The sequence below is a fragment of the Pelomonas aquatica genome (genome assembly GCF_026712205.1).
In the GTDB taxonomy this organism is placed as follows: Bacteria; Pseudomonadota; Gammaproteobacteria; order Burkholderiales; family Burkholderiaceae_C; genus Pelomonas; species Pelomonas aquatica.
Genome location: NZ_JAPPUW010000015.1, coordinates 75793 through 97381 on the forward strand (window position 1 = coordinate 75793; position 21589 = coordinate 97381).

At 70.9% G+C, this 21589-nt stretch carries 21 protein-coding genes; 7 read left to right on the plus strand and 14 right to left on the minus strand.

All coding sequences use genetic code 11. The features are described from left to right. From NYP07_RS16575 to murJ, 8 genes are all read right to left on the minus strand, one after another. Entirely contained in the window at positions 1 to 648 is a 648-nt protein-coding gene (locus tag NYP07_RS16575; protein WP_268152452.1) for a DUF47 domain-containing protein, read from the minus strand. An 81-nt stretch (positions 649 to 729) separates the two neighbouring features. Beyond that, entirely contained in the window at positions 730 to 1206 is a 477-nt protein-coding gene (gene folK / locus NYP07_RS16580) for a 2-amino-4-hydroxy-6-hydroxymethyldihydropteridine diphosphokinase (protein WP_268152368.1), read from the minus strand. After that, positions 1203 to 2756, minus strand: coding sequence for a polynucleotide adenylyltransferase PcnB (gene pcnB / locus NYP07_RS16585; RefSeq protein ID WP_268152370.1), 1554 nt, complete (start codon positions 2754 to 2756; stop codon positions 1203 to 1205). The genes folK and pcnB overlap by 4 nt, the downstream gene beginning before the upstream one ends. Further along, a complete protein-coding gene (locus NYP07_RS16590) occupies positions 2753 to 3421 on the minus strand; it encodes a histidinol-phosphatase (RefSeq protein ID WP_268152372.1) in 669 nt (222 codons plus the stop codon). Before NYP07_RS16590 ends, pcnB begins: the two co-directional genes overlap by 4 nt. After that, a complete protein-coding gene (locus NYP07_RS16595) occupies positions 3418 to 4116 on the minus strand; it encodes an HdaA/DnaA family protein (RefSeq protein ID WP_268152374.1) in 699 nt (232 codons plus the stop codon). The genes NYP07_RS16590 and NYP07_RS16595 overlap by 4 nt, the downstream gene beginning before the upstream one ends. Continuing rightward, positions 4116 to 5177: an AI-2E family transporter gene (locus tag NYP07_RS16600; RefSeq protein ID WP_338091316.1), complete on the minus strand. Its 1062-nt coding sequence runs from the start codon at positions 5175 to 5177 to the stop codon at positions 4116 to 4118. Before NYP07_RS16600 ends, NYP07_RS16595 begins: the two co-directional genes overlap by 1 nt. Before the next feature lie 25 nt (positions 5178 to 5202). Next, positions 5203 to 6060 (minus strand): transglutaminase-like and tetratricopeptide repeat-containing protein, encoded by an 858-nt coding sequence (locus NYP07_RS16605; protein ID WP_268152376.1) that lies wholly within the window; start codon positions 6058 to 6060, stop codon positions 5203 to 5205. Then, the gene (gene murJ / locus NYP07_RS16610; protein ID WP_268152378.1) at positions 6060 to 7622 is read right to left on the minus strand and encodes a murein biosynthesis integral membrane protein MurJ; all 1563 of its coding nucleotides are present in this window, start codon (positions 7620 to 7622) and stop codon (positions 6060 to 6062) included. The genes NYP07_RS16605 and murJ overlap by 1 nt, the downstream gene beginning before the upstream one ends. 120 nt (positions 7623 to 7742) lie before the next feature. On the opposite strand from murJ, the gene rpsT reads away from it, so the two are divergent. Beyond that, positions 7743 to 8039, plus strand: a complete 297-nt coding sequence (rpsT, locus tag NYP07_RS16615) for a 30S ribosomal protein S20 (protein WP_268152380.1) — start codon at positions 7743 to 7745, stop codon at positions 8037 to 8039. 69 nt (positions 8040 to 8108) lie between these two features. Here the strand turns inward: rpsT and NYP07_RS16620 are convergent, their stop codons facing one another. Both NYP07_RS16620 and NYP07_RS16625 read right to left on the minus strand, forming a co-directional pair. Continuing rightward, complete coding sequence (locus NYP07_RS16620; RefSeq protein ID WP_268152382.1) at positions 8109 to 9014, minus strand: alpha/beta fold hydrolase; 906 nt, start codon at positions 9012 to 9014, stop codon at positions 8109 to 8111. Positions 9015 to 9056: 42 nt separating this feature from the next. Beyond that, complete coding sequence (locus tag NYP07_RS16625; protein ID WP_268152384.1) at positions 9057 to 9386, minus strand: DUF3579 domain-containing protein; 330 nt, start codon at positions 9384 to 9386, stop codon at positions 9057 to 9059. Positions 9387 to 9537: 151 nt separating this feature from the next. Between NYP07_RS16625 and NYP07_RS16630 the strand changes: the two genes are divergently transcribed. Beyond that, positions 9538 to 10752 carry an aspartate aminotransferase family protein gene (locus tag NYP07_RS16630; RefSeq protein ID WP_268152386.1) on the plus strand — a complete coding sequence of 405 codons (1215 nt, stop codon included), beginning with the start codon at positions 9538 to 9540 and terminating at the stop codon, positions 10750 to 10752. A gap of 17 nt (positions 10753 to 10769) precedes the next feature. Beyond that, on the plus strand, positions 10770 to 11711 hold the full coding sequence (gene argF / locus NYP07_RS16635) for an ornithine carbamoyltransferase (protein WP_268152388.1): 942 nt from the start codon (positions 10770 to 10772) through the stop codon (positions 11709 to 11711). Between the two features lie 171 nt (positions 11712 to 11882). Here argF and NYP07_RS16640 read toward each other — a convergent pair whose 3' ends face one another. The 4 genes from NYP07_RS16640 to NYP07_RS16655 form a co-directional block, all read right to left on the minus strand. Continuing rightward, positions 11883 to 12833: a HupE/UreJ family protein gene (locus tag NYP07_RS16640; protein WP_268152390.1), complete on the minus strand. Its 951-nt coding sequence runs from the start codon at positions 12831 to 12833 to the stop codon at positions 11883 to 11885. Further along, positions 12821 to 13687, minus strand: a complete 867-nt coding sequence (locus NYP07_RS16645) for a peptidylprolyl isomerase (protein ID WP_268152392.1) — start codon at positions 13685 to 13687, stop codon at positions 12821 to 12823. Before NYP07_RS16645 ends, NYP07_RS16640 begins: the two co-directional genes overlap by 13 nt. Positions 13688 to 13789: 102 nt before the next feature. After that, entirely contained in the window at positions 13790 to 14269 is a 480-nt protein-coding gene (locus NYP07_RS16650; RefSeq protein WP_268152394.1) for a copper chaperone PCu(A)C, read from the minus strand. Between the two features lie 31 nt (positions 14270 to 14300). After that, on the minus strand, positions 14301 to 16601 hold the full coding sequence (locus NYP07_RS16655) for a CehA/McbA family metallohydrolase domain-containing protein (protein WP_268152395.1): 2301 nt from the start codon (positions 16599 to 16601) through the stop codon (positions 14301 to 14303). Positions 16602 to 16931: 330 nt separating this feature from the next. On the opposite strand from NYP07_RS16655, the gene NYP07_RS16660 reads away from it, so the two are divergent. From NYP07_RS16660 to NYP07_RS16675, 4 genes are all read left to right on the plus strand, one after another. Beyond that, positions 16932 to 17615 (plus strand): PEP-CTERM sorting domain-containing protein, encoded by a 684-nt coding sequence (locus tag NYP07_RS16660; protein ID WP_268152396.1) that lies wholly within the window; start codon positions 16932 to 16934, stop codon positions 17613 to 17615. A 58-nt stretch (positions 17616 to 17673) separates the two neighbouring features. Next, positions 17674 to 18297, plus strand: coding sequence for a putative 2OG-Fe(II) oxygenase (locus tag NYP07_RS16665; RefSeq protein ID WP_268152397.1), 624 nt, complete (start codon positions 17674 to 17676; stop codon positions 18295 to 18297). 2 nt (positions 18298 to 18299) lie between these two features. Continuing rightward, positions 18300 to 20750: a spermine/spermidine synthase domain-containing protein gene (locus tag NYP07_RS16670; protein ID WP_268152399.1), complete on the plus strand. Its 2451-nt coding sequence runs from the start codon at positions 18300 to 18302 to the stop codon at positions 20748 to 20750. A gap of 62 nt (positions 20751 to 20812) precedes the next feature. Then, positions 20813 to 21589 (plus strand): metallophosphoesterase family protein, encoded by a 777-nt coding sequence (locus NYP07_RS16675; protein WP_268152401.1) that lies wholly within the window; start codon positions 20813 to 20815, stop codon positions 21587 to 21589.

Sequence of the window (21589 nt, forward strand, 5' to 3'; positions counted from 1 at the left end):
TCAGGAGTTCTCGAGGACGATGCCCTCGATCAGATTGGCCACGTCCTCGCAGCGGTCGGAGATGGACTCCAGCTGTTCGTAGATCGCCTTGAGCTTGATGAGCTCGCGCACGTCGGCTTCCTCGCGGAACAGGCGCGACATGGCCGAGCGCATCACGCGGTCGGCGTCGGACTCCAGGCGGTCGATCTCCTCGCAGGTCTTGAGCGCGGCCTCGGTGGTGGCCGGCTTGCTCAGGTGGGGCAGCAGCGTCACCGCATGCTGCACGCGCTCGCAGCAGCGCACGCTGAGCGTGGCCAGCTGCAGCACCTGCTCGGGCACGGCACGCACGTCGTAGAGGGACAGCGTCTCGGACGAGTCCTGCAGCAGGTCGACGATGTCGTCCATCGCGTTGATCAGGCTGTGGATCTGCTCGCGGTCGATGGGGGTGATGAAGGTGCGGTGCAGCAGGCGGTTCACCTCGGCGGTGATGCGGTCCGCGGCATGCTCCTCCTTGTCCACCTCGTCGGCGTACTGCTGGCGCAGCGCCGGGTCGGCGTAGTTCTCGATCATCTTCTGGAAGGCGCGCGCGCCTTCCGCGATGTGGCTGCCGTGCTCGTTGAACAGCTCAAAAAAATTGCCCTCCCGGGGCAGCAGCTTGCCAAAAAGCATGGACATCCTTGGATTTCTAAGAAGGCGGGCATTTTACCGGGCGCCGTCACAGAACCGTCATCAACCGGCCCGGCCCGAGGCTCAAAGCGGCAAGGGTCCCAGCCGCTCGATGCGCTGGGACCGCCAGGCATCGCCGACCGCCAGCCGGGCGAGACCGGGATCGATCTCCAGCAGCGGGCACAGCACGAAGGCCCGTTCACCCAGGCGGGGATGGGGCAGCGTGAGCCGCGGCGTGTCGAGCACGAGCTCGTCGTAGAGCAGCAGGTCGAGGTCCAGCGTGCGCGGCGCGTGGCGGTAGGGGCGCTCGCGGCCGTGGGCCTGCTCGATGGCCTGCAGCGCATCCAGCAGGTCGAGCGGCGCCAACGCCGTGTCCAGCGCGACGACGGCGTTCAGGAAGTCGGGGCCGCCGGCATCCACCGGGGCGCTGCGCCAGATGCCGGACAGCGCGGCGACCCGGGTTTCCGGCAGCGCCGCGAGGCCGCGCGCCGCCTGCGTCAGCGTGGCGGACGGGTCTGCGCCGAGATTGGCGCCCAGCCCGATGTAGGCGCGCGCCTTCACTCCGCGCCGGCAGAGGGCGCGGCGCCCTCCCCGCCGCCGGGCTTGCGGCGGCGACGGCGGCGCTTGCGGGCGGGAGCATCGGAGGCCGCCTCGCCAGATTCGTCGCCCGCCGGCGCCGCGGCAGCGGCATCGGGGCGCGGCGCCCGCACGGCGCGGGGCTGCTTCTGCTGGGCCGTGCGGGCGTCGGCCAGCAGGGCCTGGCGGTCGTCGTCACTGCCGAGGGCGAAGTCTTCCCACCAGTCGGCCAGGGCCGCGTCGATCTCGCCGACGTCGGCGCGCAGGCGCAGGAAGTCGAAGCCGGCGCGGTAACGCGGCTGCTCGATGAGGCTGAACACACCCGAGCCGCTGCGGCGCTCGAAGCGGGTCTGCATCATCCAGATCTCGCGCATGTCGGCGGCCAGCTTGCCGCGGCCGGAGATGTCGCCGATGCGGGCGTCGAAGACGGCGTCGATGGCCTGGGCCAGCGCCGGCACGGGCGGTTCGCCGGCGTTGCGGATCTTGGTCCAGCGGTCCAGCACCTCGTGCCAGAGCATGCAGGCCAGCATGAAGCTGGGGCTGACGCCGCGGCCTTCCTTGACGCGGCGGTCGGTGTCCTCGAAGGCCTGGCGCACGAAGGCACCGCGCACGCCCTCGGGCAGGTCGCCGGCGGGGGTCAGCATGGCGTCCAGCACGGCGAACACGCCCTTGCCGCCCTGCCCCACCAGGCCCAGCTTCTTCAGTTGCACGAGGCTGGCCAGCGAATGGCCGGTCTGCAGCAGCTTGATCATCTCGTCGAACAGGCGCGAGGCCGGCACGTTGGACAGCAGCGGCACGCAGGCCGCCACCGGGGCCAGCGTCTTCTTCTCGAGCGAGAAGCCGAGCTTGGCCGCGAAACGCACCGCTCGGACGATGCGGACCGGGTCCTCGCGGTAGCGGGTCTCGGGGTCGCCGATCATGCGCAGCAGCCTGGCCTTCGCATCGGCCAGGCCGCCGTGGTAGTCGACGACGAGGCGGCGCTGCGGGTCGTAGTACATCGCGTTGACCGTGAAGTCGCGGCGCGCGGCATCCTCGATCTGAGGGCCCCAGACGTTGTCGCGCAGCACGCGGCCGCTGGCGTCCACGGCATGCTGCTTGCCGTCGAGCTCGGCCTTGGCCGTCTTCTCGTTGCCCTGCACGGCTTCGGACTCGGTCGGCAGCGCGCGGAAGGTCGAGACCTCGATGACCTCGTGCTCACGGCCACGGCCGTAGACGACGTGCACGATGCGAAAGCGCCGGCCGATGATGAAGGCGCGGCGGAACAGGCCCTTGACCTGCTCGGGCGTCGCATCGGTGGCGACGTCGAAGTCCTTGGGCCGCACGCCCAGCAGCAGGTCGCGCACGGCGCCGCCGACGATATAGGCCTCGAAGCCGGCGTCGGTCAGCGTCTTGACGACCTTGACGGCACGCTCGTCGAGCAGCCCGGGGTCGATGCCGTGCACGTCGGCGGCGACCTCGAGCCGCTTGCCCAGGGGACTGGTCTTCCTGGGCGCCGCGGGCTTGCCGAGCAGCTTGTCGATGAACTTCTTGATCATGCGAAGAGATGGAGCTGGGGCCAGCCGCGCTCGGTGGCGATCTGCGCCAGCGAGGGGCTGGGGTTGGTCGCCACCGGGTGGCTGACGCGTTCGAGCAGGGGCAGGTCGTTGGTCGAGTCGCTGTAGAAATTGACGCGCTCGAAATCGCGCCATTGTGCCCCCAGGCCCTGCAGCCAGTCGTTGACGCGCTGGATCTTGCCCTCGCGGAAGCTCGGCACGCCGTCGACGCCGCCGGTGTAGCGGCCGTCGGCATCGCGCACCAGCTTGACCGCGATCAGGTGCTCGATGCCGAAGGCTTCGGCGATGGGCGCGGTGACGAATTCGTTGGTGGCCGTGACGAGGGCGATCAGGTCGCCGGCGGCGCGGTGCTGCTCGACCAGCGCGACGGCCTCGGGCCGCAGCGCCGGCTTCATGACCTCGGCCATGAAACGCTCGCGCATCGCCAGCGCCTCGGCCAGCGGCCGGCTGCGCCAGGCCGATGTGGCGAAGCTGACATAGGCCGGCAGGTCCAGCGTGCCGTCGTTGTACTGGGCGAAGAACTCGTCGTTCTTCGCGCCCCAGACGGCACCGTCGACCCATCCCACGTCGACCATGAAGCCGCCGAAGGCATGGTCGGAATCCACCGGGATCAGCGTCCCGTCGAGGTCAAACAGCGTCAGATTCATAAAGTGGGGTCAGGGTCGGTTTTCTTGTCGCCGCCTGCGTCGGCCAGCATGGCCTTCAACAGCGGCAGGGTCAGCGCGCGCTTGGAGGACAGCGCGAATTCGTCCAGGCGCTCCAGCAGGGCCATCAGGCCCTTCAGGTTGCGCTCGAAGCGGGTCAGCAGATAGCTCAGCACATCGTCGCCCAGCAGCAGGCCGCGGCGGTCGGCCTCGCGGCGCAGCACGGCGCGCATCTCGGCCTCGCGCAGGGGTTCGAGCGCGAAGCTCGGCCCCCAGCCGAGGCGGGTGCGCAGGTCCTCGCGCACGGCCAGGTCGACGACGGGCGCATCGGCCGTCGCGACGACGTTGTAGCCCTGCCCCGCCGACGCGGCGAAGAGCGCGAAGGCGGCATGCTGCTGGCCGGCGTCGAAGCGGTGGCAGTCGTCCAGCAGCAGCAGGCTCTCGTGGGCGGGCAGCTCCCAGGGCAGCGGCGTGTCGGCGTCGTACCAGGCGGCGCGCAGGCCGGCGGCCTGCCAGCGCTCGGCCAGGGCCTGCAGCAGATGGGTCTTGCCCGAACCGGCAGGCCCCCACAGCAGCACCGGTGGGTCGCCCGGCATCAGGCCGAGCAGATAGGCCAGCGCCTCGGCATTGGCGCCGGGCACGAAGTTGTCGAAGCTGCCGGCCGGAGGCGCCAGCAGCGCGAGCGGGATCTGCCTCATCACCTGAACAGCGCGCTGCCGAGATAGGCCGCATGCAGGCGCCGCACAGCCACCACCGCCAGCGACGACAGCGGCAGCGCGATCAGCACGCCGACGAAGCCGAGCAGATGGCCGAAGGCCAGCAGCGCGAAGATGACCATCAGCGGGCTCAGGCCGATGCGCTCGCCGACGAAGCGCGGCGTCAGCACGAAGCTCTCCAGCAGCTGGCCGATGCCGAACACGACGGCGACCGCGGCGATGCCGTAGAAGCTGGCGAACTGCAGCAGCCCGGCCAGCAGGGCCAGCAGCAGGCCCAGGCCGAAGCCGACGTAGGGAATGAAGACCGCCAGGCCGGTGAAGACGCCGATGGGCAGGGCCAGGTCGAAGCTTGCCAGCCAGAGCGCGAGGCTGTAGTAGGCCGCCAGCGCCAGCATGACAAGCAACTGCCCGCGCAGATACTGGCCCAGCATGGTGTCGCACTCGGCCAGGAAGCCGCCGACCCGCTCGCGCGCCGACGGCGGCACCAGGGCCCAGGCCCGCGCCAGCAGATTCGGCCAGTCGTGCAGCAGATAGAACAGCACGACCGGCAGCAGCACCGCGTTGCCGACGAAGGCGAGCAAGAAGCTGCCGCCGATGCGGGCCGAACTCAGCGCCGTGGCGAGCCAGTCCTCGAGGTTGGCGTCCAGGTACTTCAGCACGAAGGCCTTGATGCTGGCCGTGTCGAGCTGCAGCTGGATGCCGTGCTGGGCCAGCCAGGGCGCGAGCCTGTCGTTGGCCGCCTTGGCCAGGGCCGGGATCTGCTCGCGCAGCGCCGGGATTTCCTGGTTCAGGATGGGCAGCACGAGCAGCAGCAGGGCCAGCAGCGACAGGCCGAACAGCAGCTCGACGACGAGCACGGCCAGGGCGCGCGGCAGGCGCCGGCCGACCAGGGCCTGCACGGCCGGCGCCAGTGCATAGGCCAGCACGGCCGCAGCGATGAAAGGGGCCAGCACGGGCGACAGCAGCCACAGCAGCAGGGCTGCGAGGGCGAGGACGCCGCCCCAGGCCAGGGCGGTGCGTTGGTGCGTGCTGAGCTTCATCATGGCGTTGGGTGGCGGGCGCGGATTGTCACTGAAGCGGAGGCCTGCCCTGCGCCATCAGCGCAGCCAGGCGGGCGCGCAACTGGGGGGCATCGGCCGCGTCGCCACGTGCGGCGAGATAGGCGGCCAGGTCCTCGGCGGCGGCGGCGGTGGCGCCCAGCGCGGCAAGCGCCAGGCCGCGGTCGCGCTTTTCCGCGGGGTCGTCGGGCAGCAGCACGACGAGGCGGCGCTGCACGGCCAGCATGCGCGGCCAATCCTGGGCGGCGCGGTGCACCTCCTTCAGGTTGCGCAGCATGCGTGCCAGGATCTGCCGCGGCGCGGCCGTGCGCAGGAAGAACTCCAGCGGCAGCTCCAGGTCGTCCGGCAGGCCGCTGCCCTGGCGGTACAGCGCCAGGCGCTCGTCCAGCCGCGCGGCCGACAGCGACTCGCCGGTAAAGGGGTCGACGATGACCTCGCCCAAGCCGATCCTGCACTTGACCAGGAAGTGGCCGGGAAAGGCCACGCCGGACATGCGCAGGCCGATCTGCTCGCCCAGCTCCAGCAGCAGCACGGCCAGCGCGATCGGCAGGCCGCGGCGGGTCTGCAGCACGCGGTGGACGAAGCTGTTCTCCGCCGCGTAGTAGTTGTTCAGGTTGCCGGCGAAGCCGAGCTCGCCGTGGAAGAAGCGCGTCAGCAGATGCAGGCGATGGGCCGGCGGCGCGTCGGCGGCGACGCGCCCGCGCAGACGCCGCGCCAGGCCGTCCACCTCCGCCAGCACGGCCTGCACGTCGAGCTGCGGATATTCGTCCTGGGCCAGGCTGACGGCCGCTTCGAGCAGGTTCAAGCCCGCATCCTCGGCCACGAGGCTGGCGAAGTAGTCCAGGGGCGTGGGCTGGGCGAATTGCATCAGGCCGGGCGGGACAGGGCCTTGAGCTTGACGCCGGCCAGCATCAGCACGACGAAATAGACCGCCGCGCTGCCGGCCAGGCTGGCGGCCATCACCAGCGCGCGGTGGAATTCATGCGCGCCGAGCTCGATCCAGTCCAGCCGCGTCGCCAACTGCCACTGCAGCAGGCCCATGGCCGCGCAGCCCAGGCCGACGCGCAGGCCGAAGGCCGTCCAGCCGGGCTCAGGCCGGTAGCTGCCCAGCTTCCTGAGCCCCCACAGCAGCCAGCTCGCATTGACGAGGGCGCCCAGGCCGATGGACAGCGCCAGGCCCGCGACGCCGAACCAGGGCACGAAGACGAGGTTGAACAACTGGGTCAGCACCAGCACGGCGACGGCGATCCTGGCCGGCGTGCCGGTGTCCTGGCGGGCGTAGAAGCCGGGCGCCAGCACCTTGACGGCGATCAGGCCGAGCAGGCCGACGCCCCAGCCCATCACCGACTGCGCCGTGTGCGCCACGTCGGCCGCGCCGAATTTGCCGCGGTGGTAGAGCACGGCCGTCAACGGCTCGGCGAAAGCCAGCAGCGCGACGGCGCAGGGCAAGGCCAGCAGCAGCACCATGCGCAGGCCCCAGTCGAGCAGATGGCTGTAGCGCTCGTTGTGGCCGCCGGCCTGCGCGGCCGACAGCTGGGGCGTCAGCACCGCGCTCAGTGCCACGCCGAGCAGGCCGATGGGGAACTCCATCAGCCGGTCGGCATAGTTCAGCCAGGAGGTCGCGCCCTCGCCCAGGCGGCTCGAGATCTGCGTGTTGATCATCAGCGACAGCTGCGACACGCCGACGCCCAGCAGCGCCGGGCCCATGTTGACCAGCATGCGCCTGACGCCCGGATGCGCCTGCGACTCGCGCAGGCCGCGCCAGCTCCAGCGCATGCGCGGCCGCATGCCGATGCGGGCGAGCGCCGGCCATTGCACGGCGAGCTGCAGCACGCCGCCCAGCATCACGCCGGCCGCCATGCCGTAGATGCCGGGATGGCCGGCGCGCTCCAGCGGCCCGACCAGCGCCCAGCCGCAGGCGATCATGCTCAGGTTGAGCAGCACCGGCGACGCCGCCGGCACGACGAAACGCCGCCAGGTGTTCAGGATGCCGGCCGACAGCGCCACCAGCGACATGCAGCCGATGTAGGGGAACATGAAGCGCGTCATGACCACCGACGCGTCGAAGGCCTTGGGCCCCAGCCCGCCGCCCAGCAGCCACACCAGCAGCGGCGCGGCGACGATGCCCAGCACCGACGTGGCGATCAGCGCCCACAGCAGCACCGTCGCCACGGCGTCGACGAGGGCGTGCGTGGCCTCGTCGCCATGCGTCGTGCGCGACGCCGCCAGCAGCGGCACGAAGGCCTGCGAGAAGGCGCCTTCGGCAAACAGCCGGCGCAGCAGATTGGGAATGCGGAAGGCGACCAGGAAGGCGTCGGTGAAGCCCGTGGCGCCGAACAGGCCGGCGACCAGTTGCTCGCGGACGAGGCCGGTGATGCGCGAAGTCAGGGTCAGCAGGGAAATGGTCGACGCAGCGCGCAGCAGATTCATGGCGGCGGATTATCTGTGTCGCCCGTGGCGCCACTTACGGAACCCGGCCCCGGCGCTTGGCTGAAACCCTGATGTCATGCTACACTTGCCGTCTTTGCACCAACTGGGTATAGACACAGCATGGCAACCAGCTCCAAAGCCAAGAAGAAGACGGTTCGCCTGGCGTCGGGCCGCAAGCGCGCCCGCCAGGACGTCAAGCTCAACGCAGCGAACACCGCACTGCGCTCCAAATTCCGCACGGTCATCAAGAACGTGCAAAAGGCCGTGACGGCCGGCGACAAGTCCAAGGCCGCCGACCTGTTCAAGACCGCCCAGGCCGTCATCGACTCCGTCGCCGACAAGGGCATCTTCCACAAGAACAAGGCTGCTCGCCACAAGAGCCGCCTGTCCGCCAAGATCAAGGCGCTCGCCGCCTGACAATCCATCCAGCTCTGGTGCAAGTGAAGGGCCCGCGAAAGCGGGCCTTTCGCATTTCTGAGCGCAGCTTCAATGCCACTCTCCGGGGCCAACGCCCTGGATGCTGCGGTCGCGCAGCCACTCGGCCACGGCGCGGGCCACCCATTGCGGGTCGTCCAGCGGCAGGTCGTGGCCGGCCCTGGTGTGCAGGCGCAACGGTGCCCCCCAGGCCCGGCTGATGGCCTGGGAGCAGCGCCAGTCGACCAGCCCGTCGGCCTTGCTGCACAGCAACAGCATCGGTGCTGCCGGCCGCGTGCGGCTGGCGCGGTAGCGCATGCTGGCGATCAGCTGGCGTGCCGTGTTGCGCACGCCCAGAGGATGTTGGCGCTGCAGTTCCAGCCAGCGGTCGATGACGGCCTGGTGCGGCGTCAGCCGCGTCGTCAGGCTGAGCACGCGCTCCTCGCGCATGCGGGCGCTGAAGCGGCTGAGCGAGAGCAGCAGCAGGCCCAGGTAGTTGAACGGGCGCGACTTGCGGAAGAGCTCGCTGAAGGGCCTCAGGCTGGGGTTGATCAGCACGCCCACCTCGACCTCGTCGGGATGGCGGTTGGCCCAGTCGGTCAGCACCGCGGCGCCCAGCGACATGCCCACCAGCGACACGCGCCCGCCGACGCCATGGCCCCGCAGTTCGCCGCGGCAGGCGTCGACGATGGCCGAGACCTGGGTGGGGCTGGCCTGGCCGCGCAGCGTGCCGGTGCCGGGCAGGTCCAGCATCAGCAGCCGTGCGGCCGGCTGCAGTTCGCGCAGTTCGCGCAACAGATGGTCGGGAAAGACGCCCCAATGCCCGCTCTCGCGCGACAGGCCGCGCAGCAGCACCCAGACCGGCGTCTGCGACCGCGGCCCCTGCAAGGGCGCGGTCTGTGGCAGATCGGCGGGCAGGAACGCGGCGCTGGTGTTCATCGGCACGTGGCTGGAGGCGGCTCCGAGGATAGCGGCCATCCAGGGCAAACAGCCACGGGAAAGTCGATAGGACCGGGCGCGTCAGGCGCCCGGCTTGCCATCCGGCAGCAGGCAGGCGTCGGCGACCTGCAGATTGTTGTCGCGCGCGAAGTTCATGACGAAGTCCCAGGCCATGGGCTCGAGGCGCCTGAGCTCCTCGTTGACGATGACGCACTTCACGCCATTGATGACGGTGGGCACGCACAGCGGCGAGTAGCCGATGTGGGCACCGATGCCGGGACGCACGCCGCCCGGGCGGAAGCAGGACATCGCGCCGGCCAGACGCTCCGCCCAGTCGCTCGGGCGGAAGCTGCGTCCATCCTGGGTGATACCTTGGATGAAGACTTCGCGCGGCGGAGGGGCAACGGTCATGGACAAAGGGTTTCGCGGTGCAGCGGAGCGCCGCTGCCAAAGACCGCTATTGTGCCTCGGCGCGCGGCGATCTGTTGCGGCGCAGCAAATCGACCGGCATCGACCCTAGAATCAAAAACCCACCATGTCTCACCCTCGATCAGGAGACCCGATGAACGCTGTCCCGCCCTCGTCCGAGCCCCATGTCATGCCGACCTACGGCCGCCTGCCCGTTGCGCTTTCGCACGGCCAGGGCTGCTGGGTCTGGGACACGACGGGCCGACGATTGCTCGACGGGCTGGGCGGCATCGCGGTCAACACGCTGGGCCACAACCATCCGCGCCTGGTGCCGGCGCTGCAGGACCAGGCGACCAAACTGATCCACTGCAGCAACTACTACCAGATGCCGCTGCAGGAGCAGCTCGCGGCCAGGCTCTGCGAGCTTTCGGGCCTCGCCAACGTCTTCTTCTGCAACAGCGGACTGGAAGCCAACGAGGCGGCGCTGAAGATCGCCCGCAAGTTCGGCCATGACCGCGGCAATGCCTCGCCCGAGGTGCTGGTGTTCGACGGCGCCTTCCACGGTCGCTCGATCGCGACGCTGTCGGCCACGGCCAACCCCAAGATCCACGCCGGCTTCGAGCCGCTGGTGCCGGGCTTCGTGCGCGTGCCGCTGAACGACATCGCCGCCGTCGAGGCCGCCGTCGCGGCGCATCCCGACATCACGGCCATCTTCCTGGAGACCATCCAGGGAGAAGGCGGCATCAACCCGGCCCGCATCGAGTTCCTGCAGGCGCTGCGCCGCCTCTGCGACGCGCACGACCTGCTGCTGATGCTGGACGAAGTGCAATGCGGCATCGGCCGCACCGGCCGGTGGTTCGCCCACCAGTGGGCCGGCATCCAGCCCGACGTGATGCCGCTGGCCAAGGGCCTGGGCTCGGGCGTGCCCATCGGCGCCGTCGTCTGCGGCCCGCGCGCGGCCGGCGTGCTGAAGGCCGGCAACCACGGCACCACCTTCGGCGGCAACCCGCTGGCCATGCGGGCCGGCATCGAGACGCTGAAGATCATGCAGGAGGACGGCCTGCTGGCCAACGCCGAGGCCGTGGGCGCGACGCTGCGCGGCGCGCTGACCGAGGGCCTGGCCGGCGTGGCCGGCGTCGTCGAGATCCGCGGCCAGGGCCTGATGCTGGGCGTCGAGCTCGACCGCGCCGCCGGCCCGCTGCTGACCCAGTGCCTCGAAGCCGGCCTGCTGATCAGCGTGACGGCCGAGCGCGTCGTGCGCCTGCTGCCGCCGCTGATCCTGACCCACGACGAGGCCCGCGAGATCGCCGCCCGCCTCGTGCCCCTCGTGAAGGCGCTGCTCGCCCAGCCCCTTCCATCCAAGCCATGAAGCCGGGGGACACACTGATGCGTCACTACCTGCAGTTCAAGGACCTGCGCGCCGAGGAATACGCCCATCTGTTCGACCGCGCCGCCATCATCAAGCGCCGCTTCAAGAACTACGAGAAATACCAGCCGCTGCAGGACCGCACGCTGGCCATGATCTTCGAGAAGGCCAGCACGCGCACCCGCGTGAGCTTCGAGGCCGGCATGTACCAGATGGGCGGCTCGGTCGTGCACCTGACGACGGGCGACAGCCAGCTCGGCCGCGCCGAGCCGGTGGAGGATTCGGCGCGCGTCATCAGCCGCATGGTCGACATCGTGATGATCCGCACCTTCGAGCAGAGCAAGATCGAGCGCTTCGCGGCGCACTCGCGCGTGCCGGTCATCAACGGCCTGACCAACGAATACCACCCCTGCCAGATCCTGGCCGACCTGTTCACCTTCATCGAGAACCGCGGCATGGACCGCCGCGGCGCCGTCGACATGGACTGCCTGAAGGGCCGCGTCGTCGCCTGGGTGGGCGACGGCAACAACATGGCCAACACCTGGCTGCAGGCGGCGGAGATCCTCGGCTTCAAGGTGCACGTCAGCACGCCCAGCGGCTACGGGATCGACCCGGCCGTGGCCGGCGTGAAGGACGCCGGCTGCTACCGCGTCTTCAAGGACCCGCACGAGGCCTGCGAGGGCGCCGACCTCGTGACGACCGACGTCTGGACCAGCATGGGCTACGAGGCCGAGAACGAGGCCCGCAAGGCCGCGTTCGCGGACTGGTGCGTGGACCCGGCCATGATGGCCCGCGCCAAACCGGACGCGCTGTTCATGCACTGCCTGCCCGCCCATCGCGGCGAGGAGGTGGCGGCCGAGGTCATCGACGGACCGCAGTCCGTCGTCTGGGACGAGGCCGAGAACCGCATGCACATGCAAAAGGCACTCATGGAGTACCTTTTGCTCGGCCGTATCGGCTGAAGGCCGAGACGGTGGCCCGCCAGGGCCAGCATGCGATTCGGGGCGCACTCACTTTGCGCAGCAAAGTGAAGCCGCGGCGCGGCGGGGGCGCACCAGAACCGCATGCATGTGCAGAAGGCACTGATGGAGTATCTGCTGCTCGGCCGCATCGGCTGAAAGACCTTCAACCTCTCAGCCGAAGATGGCGGCCGCGCGCAGCCAGGACCAGTAGGCCGCCACGGTGCCGACGCCGTAGAGCAGCGGCGTGCGCACCCGGGCCGCGGCCGGCCAGCTGCGGGCGACCCGCCAGGCCAGCCAGGCCAGGCCCACGGTCAGCAGCTGGCCCAGCTCGACGCCCACATTGAAGGTCAGCAAGGCGACGCTCATATGGGCGTCGGGCAGGCCGATCTCCTTCAGCGCACCCGCAAAGCCCAGGCCGTGCACGAGGCCGAAGCCGAAGGCCACCAGGGCCGGCCAACGGCGCGACAGCGTTTCGCGCCGATGCAGCGCCTCGCCCGCGACCAGCACGATGGACAACGCGATGGTGGCCTCGACCGGCGGCGCGCGCAGCGTCAGCCAGCCCAGTGCGCTCAGCGCGAGCGTCAGGCTGTGCGCGGCCGTGAAGGCCGTGATCGTCCACAGCAGGCGGCGCCCGAAGCCGACCAGGAAGAGCAGCGAAATCACGAACAGCAGGTGGTCGACGCCGGTGAGGATGTGCTCGATGCCGAGCACGGTGTAGGCCGCCGCGACCTCGCCCATGCCCCGCGGGTCGTCCGCGGCCCCGAACAGCCGGGCCGAGGTCTGTCCTGCCGTGATCGAGTAGACGCGCGACTGGCCATCCAGCCAGAACACCTTGATGAGCAGCGCAGAAAACCGCTCGCCGACGCCCTTGACGGCGACCGTGCCCGTCAGGCCCTGCTCGCCGCAATGCAGCGCCGTCTGCTCCACACGGCAATGCGCGGGCCACACCGGCGTCAGGCTGTCCGCCGGCACGCTCTTCTCGCCGGCCCCCCAGGACAGCAGGAACTCGCCGTGCGCCAGCTCGCGCACTTGCAGTTCGGCCATGCTCAGTTCGTGGGCGCCGGCGGGCAGGGCCAGCAGCGCCGCGGCCCACAGCAGCAGCACGCGGATCAGCGCGCCCACGGCCGACCGTCCTCGGACTTGATCCTGTACTTCTTCGCCAGTTCACGGACGGCCGCGGTGCGCTGCGCAGCCATGGTGTCGTCGACCCAGTCCTGCTGAACCGCGCCGCGAACGGCCTCGAAGACGGCGGCCTTGCCGGCCGCGATGGCGTCGAGCCGGATGGCTCGCCAGCCCTCGCTCGTCGGCAGCGCATGCCAGGTTCCGGCGCTCATTCGGTCCAGCGCCTTCGGAAACTCGGGCCCGTAGCTGTGGGCCAGATTGCTCAGTGGGCGCCCCTTGAAGATCCGCAAGGCCGCCTTCGCATCGCCCGATGCGGCGCTGTTCAGCTCCGCCACGAAGGCGGTGACGGCAGCCTCGGTGTTCTCGCCGGCCAGGATGGCCTCCTGGAAGTCGTAGCGCCCCGGCTCGTCGTACCTGTCGCGGTGAGCCTCGAACCAGGCGCGCAGCGTCTTCTCGTCGACCGCGGGCAGCCTGAGGTTGGAATCGACGATGCTGAGCGCCTTGAAGATGACGCGCTCGCGGATGGCTGTGTCGCCGAGGTCGACCCGCAGGGCCATCCCCTCGCGGTACAGCACCTCGTTGTCCAGCCAGACGCTCCTCAGCGCCGCCAGTTCCTTGGCGTCCGGCTCCCTGCCGCGCGCGGACTTGAAGGTCTCGCGGGCCTCCTTGTCCACCTCGGCGCCGACGATGATCGTGCGGGGGTCGTCCGCCCGGGCCGCGATGAAGTGGTCCGCGGCGAACAGCAGCGCGCCGAGGGCTGCGAAATGAAGCAGGGGTTCCCTGACCCAGTTCGGCCATGGCGCCGAAGGGGTCGGGGAGGTCTTCTCGGCCGTGGGCGTCGTTGACGAGGACATTTGCGAAACAGCGTCTGCCAGAAAAGGGAAAACGCCTGGCGGCTCGAAGGCAATCGCAGGCGCACCAGGCCGACGGCAGCTTAGGGACTGCAGGCGGCAGATTTATGAAGCGGAGCGCGGGAAGTCGATGCTGAGCGTGGCCTTGACGGTGCCGCCCTTCTCGAAGACCAGGTCCAGGGGGTAGGCGCGCAGCACCTGGAGCTGCCACTGCAGGTCCAGCAGCCGCAGGTAGACCCCGTTCTCGCTGAGCTCCGTGGTCCGGCCCCGGGGGATGGGCAGGTCCACCACACCGCCGGGGCTCTTGACGCCCTGCCCTGCGATTTCCGCCCCGGTCGACAGCATCGTCCGCACGCCGACCAGGCGATCGTCCTCGCGCACCTCGTCGAACTTCATGAACACCATCGCCGTCGTCTCGTCCTCCAGCGTGGCGCGCGCCCAGGGATGGAACACGCGCAGCGTGCCGGTGAAGAACTCGCACGCCCGCGCCTGGGCGCCCAGCAACGCCAGGCCGCCGGCCAGGCCGGACCGAAGCGCCCTGCGACGATTCGGCAGCGTCACCGGTGGCGGCTTGGCGGAGACCATCGTGGGGCCTTCGGGCGCATGGCGACGCGCTTCAGCGGCGCACTGCGGCGAGCTTGCGGGAAGCGGTGAGGCTGCTGGCGGCCATGGCGATGCCGCCCGACACCTGGACGTAGATCGGGTTGCTGTAGAACCAGAGGTCGGCCCAGGCGGCCACGTCGTAGGCCACCATCTTCACGCCGCCCACCACCGGCAGGTGGGTCGGGCAGCCGTTGATCGAGTTGCCCGTGTAGGGCGTGCGCGAACCCAGCGGCGGCACGTTCGTGCCGACGGTGGTGCAGGGGATCTTCAGCTTGGTGGCGTCGTTGGCGTTGGTGTACAGGTCGGACAGCGGGTTGCCGTCGCTGTCGGTCTCGTAGGGCACCGAGGCCGGCATGTTGGTGCCGCGCAGGCGCAGGTACTGCGACTTGGACGGGGCCGAGATCGTGTAGCTCATGGCCAGCCCCGGGGCGCCGGCGACGGTCACGGACGTCCAGTTCGACGCGTTGTAGGTGCGCTGCACGGCGGCCGAGGTGTTCTTCGCGCCGGCCGGCACGCCCGACAGGTCGATCTTGCCGGTGGCCGTGCGGGGGTTGCTGCCGTCCGTCCTGAGCCAGTCGGTGTTGGCGGGCCACTGGCCGGCGTAGTCGGGCGCGCCCGGCGTCCTGAGGCCCGTCACGTCGCCGACGATGAGGTCCACATGGTCCAGCACCGGCTGGTTCATGGGCTGGCTGATGCCCACTTGCGCCAGCGAGGGGTTCGGGAAGTTGTACGGCGAGTTGTTGGTGCCGGCCGGGTCGCGCACCACGATGGCCACGACCACGTCCGTGCCGGCGGTGACGCTCAGGCGCTCGCCCATGCTGGCGCAGCCGCTGGCGTCGGGGGCGACGCCGGCGCTCGCGGCGGCCAGCGCGATGGCCTGCACATCGGCGGCCGAACGGCCCGAGCAGGCCACGAAGGCCAGGCGGTCGATCAGCTGGCCGCTCACCGAGTAGGCATTGCCGCTGCGCAGGCCGTCCACGATGGTCTGCGGGCGCAGCTTGGGGTCGGTGCCGTTGCGGACCATCACATAGGTGCGCTGGTACTCGCCGGGCTGGAAGTCCTGGGTCGAGCGGCGGTCATCGGGGCCGAAGATGCCGCGGTTGTGCCAGTCGGAGCTGGCGAAGAACCAGAAGTTGCGGCCTTCGCCGAGCAGGGCATCCCAGACGCCGCCGACCTGCGAGGCGTAGACGCCGGTGCCGCCGTAGGTGGTGCCGCCCACCGAGTCCAGCGTCGACACGGCGGTGCCGTCGGCCAGCTTGAAGCCGTTGAAGCCGCTGTTGCGCAACACCTGGTACTCGCCGCGGTTGGACGAGGCGCCGTGGCCCGGCTGGCTCTCGAAGCCGAAGGCCACGTCCGGCGCCGCGTTGTTGAAGTCGCGCAGATGCTCGATGTTGAAGCCGTTGTTGGCCAGCGGGTTGAACGGGCCGGCGCGCTCCAGGTGGGCCGGGACGTAGTAGCTGCCCGTCGCATGGTTGGCGGCCATCCACTTCACGGCCTCGACGGTCTTCAGGTGGCCGCGGTCGCCCACGCCGGTGCCGGAGGTCAGCGTCGCGCCGGCATCGCTGACCGGGGCCAGCTTCCTGGCGGTGTCGTTCCACCACGAGGTGGCCGTGGACGACAGCGTGCTGCCCGGCACCTCGCAGCTCCAGGCGTTGCCGGCACCGCGGCTGGTGTCGGTGTCGCCACGGTCGAAGCAGTAGGACCACTGGGCCAGCGCGTTGGCGTTGCCCAGCACGGTGCTGGGGCCGGTGATGGTGGCGCTGTCGATGGCCGACGGCATCTGGCCCGTGATCACGGACATCGAGGTGTGCTCATGGCCCGCGACCACCGACTCCAGGCCCAGGAACAGCGGCACGTTGTTGTTGGCGGCGAGGTTCTCGAGCAGGGGGTATTGGAAGGACTGCAGCGACTGCCAGCGCCACATATTGCCGGAGGTCGCGGCGTTGTCGCCCAGCAGCGCGGCGTTGCCGATGCTGTTGGCCCAGGTCGTGGTGGGCCCCTGGTTGGTGAAGGGATAGCCGGGCGTCGCGAGGCTGGCGTCTTCGGTCAGCGTGCAGTTGCGGCTGCCGTTGCCGCCATGGCCGGCCTGCACGAACCAGTCCAGGCCCCAGGTCACGGTGGACTTCTTGACCAGCTTCTGCATCGACAGCGTGCCGTCCGAGCAGGTGGTGTGGTTGTGGAAGTCGCCCGCCACATACTTGCCCGCGACCATGGTCTGCGCCAAGGCCTGGATGGGCGACACCGAAAGGGCGACCGAGCCCATCATGGCCAGGGCGGCGATTGCCACCTGATGCTGGTTGAACGGGATACGCATGAGGCTAGCTCCTGAAGTGTGATTCGAGGTGACCCGGGGACGGGAAAACGTCGGGATGCTAGGCAGCGTCATTGACCGCTGCGTGACGCCGGAGGGAGCCGATCGGCACGGGTCGGGCAGCCCAAGGCGCAGCAGACGGGACGGCGGGCGCCGCCCGCCCCGTGAGCCCCCCCGCATCTGCGGGGTCAGGCGCCGAGACCCCGGGGCGCAACGGGGAATACGCCCCTGCCCACGCTCTTAGGACTATGCCGGCGCAAACCATGTCCCATGCGCGTCACAAAGTCCGCACACAGTCGCGGCCAGGTTTTGGCTCGACACCAAGGACATTTCATGAACCTCGCCCGCCCCTCCCTCCTTCGCGGCGTCGCCCTCGCGGCGCTGGCCTGCGCGGCCGGTGCCGCACAGGCCACCATCACGGTGAGCACCAGCCTCGCCGGCTTCACCACCGCCGCCGGCGGCACGGTCAGCACGGACAGCTTCTCCAACCTGACCATCAACCAGTCGCTGAACACGCTCACCACGTCGCGCACGGCCGGCGCCCTGGGCTATGCCCTCAGCTCGTCCAGCCTCAGCACCGACACGGTCAACTCGCCTTCAGGCCTGTACGTCGCGCCCGTCGCCGGCAACATCGCGATCACCACGCAGTGGTATGCCGACACGCTGACCCTCAACAACTTCGCCAGCCCGGTCAAGGCCGTCGGCGCCAACGTTTTCGGCACCAACATCCTGGGCGAACTGGCCACGCTGGCACTGACGATCAAGGCCACCGACGTCAACGGTCTCACGCTGACCACCACCAGCGCCGGCAGCAGCATCAGCGGATTCGTCGGCTTCGTCTCCGACGTGCCGCTCGCGTCGTTCGTCGTCAGCGCCACGGCGCCCAGCACGGACCGCTACGTGACGCTGGACAACGTCGTGCTGGCCGCCGCCCCCGTGCCCGAGCCCGCCAGCTGGCTGCTGATGCTGGCCGGCGCCGCCGCCGTGCTGAGCCTGGGCAAGCGCCGCCGCGCTTGAGCGGGCGGGGCCGCCAGGCCCTTGAACAACTGTCATCGACGGTTTCGAGAATGGCCCGATGGACGAACTCATCGGGCTTTTTCCTGTCCCCTTGCTGCGCGTGCCCGGCGCCCTGCCCGCCGGCCTCGTGAAGGCGCTGGTCGAGCACTTCAGCGCCCATGCGGTGCGCGAGAACAACTCCTCCGGCCACCTCGCCCACACGGAGATGCTGCGCCCCGACGACAGCCCGCTGTTCGTCGAGGCCGCGGCCCTCATCACGCCCAAGCTGGCCGACTTCGGCAGCGCACTGCTGGGCGAGCGCATGGGCTGGGCGCTCAAGGAGATGTGGGTCAATGTGCTCGACCACGGCGGCCACCAGGCGATGCACAACCACGCCAACAGCTTCGCCTCCGGCGTCGTCTACCTGACGCCGACGCATCCGGAGTCGCAGACCGTCTTCATGAAATCTCCCGGCGGCGTGGACTTCGCCTTCCGCAACGACCACGCCGGCATGACCCCCGGCCCCTACAACGCCGACAAATGGGTCAGCCCGGCCCCCGCGCCCGGCGACCTGGTGATCTTCCCCAGCTACCTGATGCATGCCGTGCCGCCCAACCGCGGCGAGCGCCGCATCACGCTGGCCTTCAACGCCATCCCCGCACGGCTGAACTCCTGGGGCTATGTGATCTCCTTCGGCGGCTGAGCATGCGCGCGACGCTGCCGGCCCAGCTGCTGATGGCCGCATCCGGCTTTGCCGGCCTGGGCTACCAGATCGTCTGGACGCAACAGCTCGGCTTCGTGCTGGGCCATGAGTCCGCCGCCGTGATGGCCGTGGTGGCCGCGTTCTTCGGCGGGCTGTCGCTGGGCTCGCTGTGGCTGGGCCGGCTCGTCGAGGCGAGCCGGCGGCCGTTGCGCTGGTATGCCGGCTGCGAGGCCCTCGTCGGCCTGTGGGGCGCGGCGCTGCTGGCCGCCATGCCGGCAGCCGGCCAGGCGGCGCTGGCGCTGATCGGGCCCGATGCGACGCCGGCCTGGCATTGGAGCGTCGCCTTCGGCGCAACCCTGCTGCTGCTGCTCCCCGCAACCGTCGCAATGGGCGCGACGCTGCCGGCGATGGTGAGGCTGGGCGGCGCCGGGGTCGCGTCCCTCTACGCGGCCAACACCCTCGGCGCCGTCGCCGGCGTGCTGGCCACGGCCTTCTGGCTGATCCCGGACTGGGGCCTGAGCCGCAGCGCCGGGCTGTGCGTGGCCCTCAACCTCGGCTGCGCCATGCTGGCCGGCCTGGTCCTGCGCGCCCGCCCGGCGGCGCCCGCGGCGGCGCCGGGCCCGTCGGCGCGGCCGCTGGCGCTGCTCGCCACGAGCGGCCTGCTGGGCATCGCCTACGAGGTGCTGGCCGTGCGCGTGCTCAGCCAGGTTGCCGAAGACACCGTCTACACCTTCGCGCTGCTGCTGGCCGTCTATCTTGGCGGCAGCGCGTTCGGCGCCGCCGCCTACGCGCGCTGGCCCGCCCTGCGCGACCGGCCCCGGCTGCTGCGCCTGCTGGCGGCCAGCCTGCTGCTGGGCATGGCAGTGCTCTGGGGCGCCGAGGCCCTCAAGCAGGCGCTGCAGGGCCTGCTGCCGGCCACGCTGGCCAGCGCGCTCGGCGTCGAGGCCCTGCTGGCACTGGCCGTGTTCCTGCTGCCGACGCTCGGCATGGGCGCCCTCTTCTGCCAGCTCAGCGCCGAAGCGGCCGCGGCGGGCATCCCGTTCAGTCGGGCGCTGGGCGTCAACACGCTGGGCGCGATGCTGGCCCCGCCGCTGTTCGGCGTCGTGCTCGCGCCGGCCCTCGGACCGAAGCTCGCGCTGCTCGTCGTCGTCGCCGGCTATCTGCTGCTGGCGCCCGGCTGGCGCCGCCCGGGCTGGTGGCTGCCGGCCGCGGCCGCGGCGGGGCTCGCCGCCTTCGCACCGCCGCTGGCCTTCGTCGACCTGCCCGAGGGGGGCCGCCTGCTCAGCTACCGCGACGGCACGCTGGCCGCCGTCAGCGTCATCGAGGACGAAGCCGGCGTCGCCAGGCTGCGCATCAACAACCGCCAGCAGGAGGGCAGCAGCGCGACGCTGCTCGTCGACGGCCGCCAGGCCCTGCTGCCGCTGCTGCTGCATTCCGCAGCGCAGCGGGCCCTCTTCCTCGGCCTGGGCTCGGGCGTCACGGCCGGCGTGGCGGCGCGCGTGCCGGGCGTGCAGGTCGATGCGGTGGAGCTGCTGCCCGAGGTCATCCAGGCCTCGGCGCTGTTCCGCCCGGCCCTGGGCGAAGGCCCCGGGCCGACCCTGCACGCCGCCGACGCGCGCCGCTACGTCCGCACCACGGCGCAGCGCTACGACGTCGTCGTCTCCGACAACTTCCACCCCGCACGCAGCGGCTCGGGCGCGCTCTACACGGTCGAGCATTTCCGCGCCGTGCGCGAGCGCCTCGCGCCGGACGGCCTGTTCTGCCAGTGGCTGCCGCTGCACCAGCTCGACCTGGACACGCTGCGCAGCATCACGGCCGCCTTCCTGCAGGCCTTCCCGGACGGCGCCGCGCTGCTGGCCAGCAACAGCCTGGACACGCCCACCGTCGGCCTCGTCGGCCGCGCCGACGCCACGCGCTTCGCGGCGGGCGCCCCGGTGCCCGAGCTGGCCGGCCCCTTCGGCCTGACCGACGACTTCGCGCGCCTGGGCAGCTTCATCGCCGCCCCGGCAGCGCTGCGCCGCTTTGCATCCGGCGCACCGCTGAACAGCGACGACCGGCCCCGGGTGGCCTACCGCGCGCCGCGCATCACCTACGCGCCCGACTCGCTCCCGCGCGAACGCCTGCTGAGCCTGCTCGACGAACTCGACCTGGACGCCGCCGCCCTGCTCGCCGCGCCCGACGCCGCCCTGGCCCGGCGCCTGGACGCCTACGCCCGCGCCCGGCGCAGCTATCTGGCGCTGGGCGCCCGCACCGTGCCCAGCGCCGACCCGGCCACGATGCTGGCCCGGGTCGGCGCGCCGCTGATGGACGTGCTGCGCCAGAGCCCCGATTTCCGGCCCGCCGCCGAGCCGCTGCGCCGGCTGGCACAGGCCCTGGCCCCGCGCGACCCGGCCACCGCAGGCGCGCTGCTCCAGGCCCTGGCCCGCATCCGGCCCGACCTGGCCGGGCCCTGATGCATCGAACGGGCTCCGAGCCTGTTGGCCCGGCGTCAGCCCCCCATGGCAAGCTGCGGCCGATGCGCTGGGCCCTGATCACCGACATCCACGCCAACCTGCAGGCCCTCGAGGCCGTGCTGGCCGACGCCCGCGCCCAGGGCGCGACCCGCTATGCGCTGCTGGGCGACTTCGTCGGCTACGGTGCCGACCCGGCCGGCGTGCTGCGGCAGGTCATGGCCCTGGTCGCCGACGGCGCCATCGCCGTGCAGGGCAACCACGACGAGGCCGTGGCCCAGGGCGGCAGGCCGGGCATGCACCCGGACGCCCGCGCCGTCGTCGACTGGACCCGCGCCCAGTTGGACGACGACCAGCTGCGCTTCCTCGCCCGGCTGCCGCTGCAGGCCCATGGCGAGCCCGGCCACTGCCTGTTCGTGCACGCCAACGCCTTCGAGCCCGGTGGCTGGGCCTATGTGCAGGGCCGCGCCGAGGCCGTGAAGAGCCTGCACGCCAGCCCGGCGCGCATCCAGGTCTGCGGCCATATGCACGAGCCCATGCTCTTCCACCTGTCGGGCACCGGCAAGGCCGGCGATTTCCGGCCGGTGGCCGGCGTGCCCATGCCCCTGCCCGGCCACCGCCAGTGGCTGGCCATCCCCGGTTCCTGCGGCCAGCCTCGCGACGGCAACCCGGCCGCCTGCTATGCGCTGCTGGACCCGGCCCGCTCCGACCTGGACGACGCCCGCATCAGCTTCCAGCGCGTCGCCTACGACGTGGAAGCCGCCTGCGCGGCGCTGCGCGCCAGCGAGCTGCCGCCGCTGCTCGCCGACCGCCTCGCGCGCCGCCTCACGCTGGGCGAATGA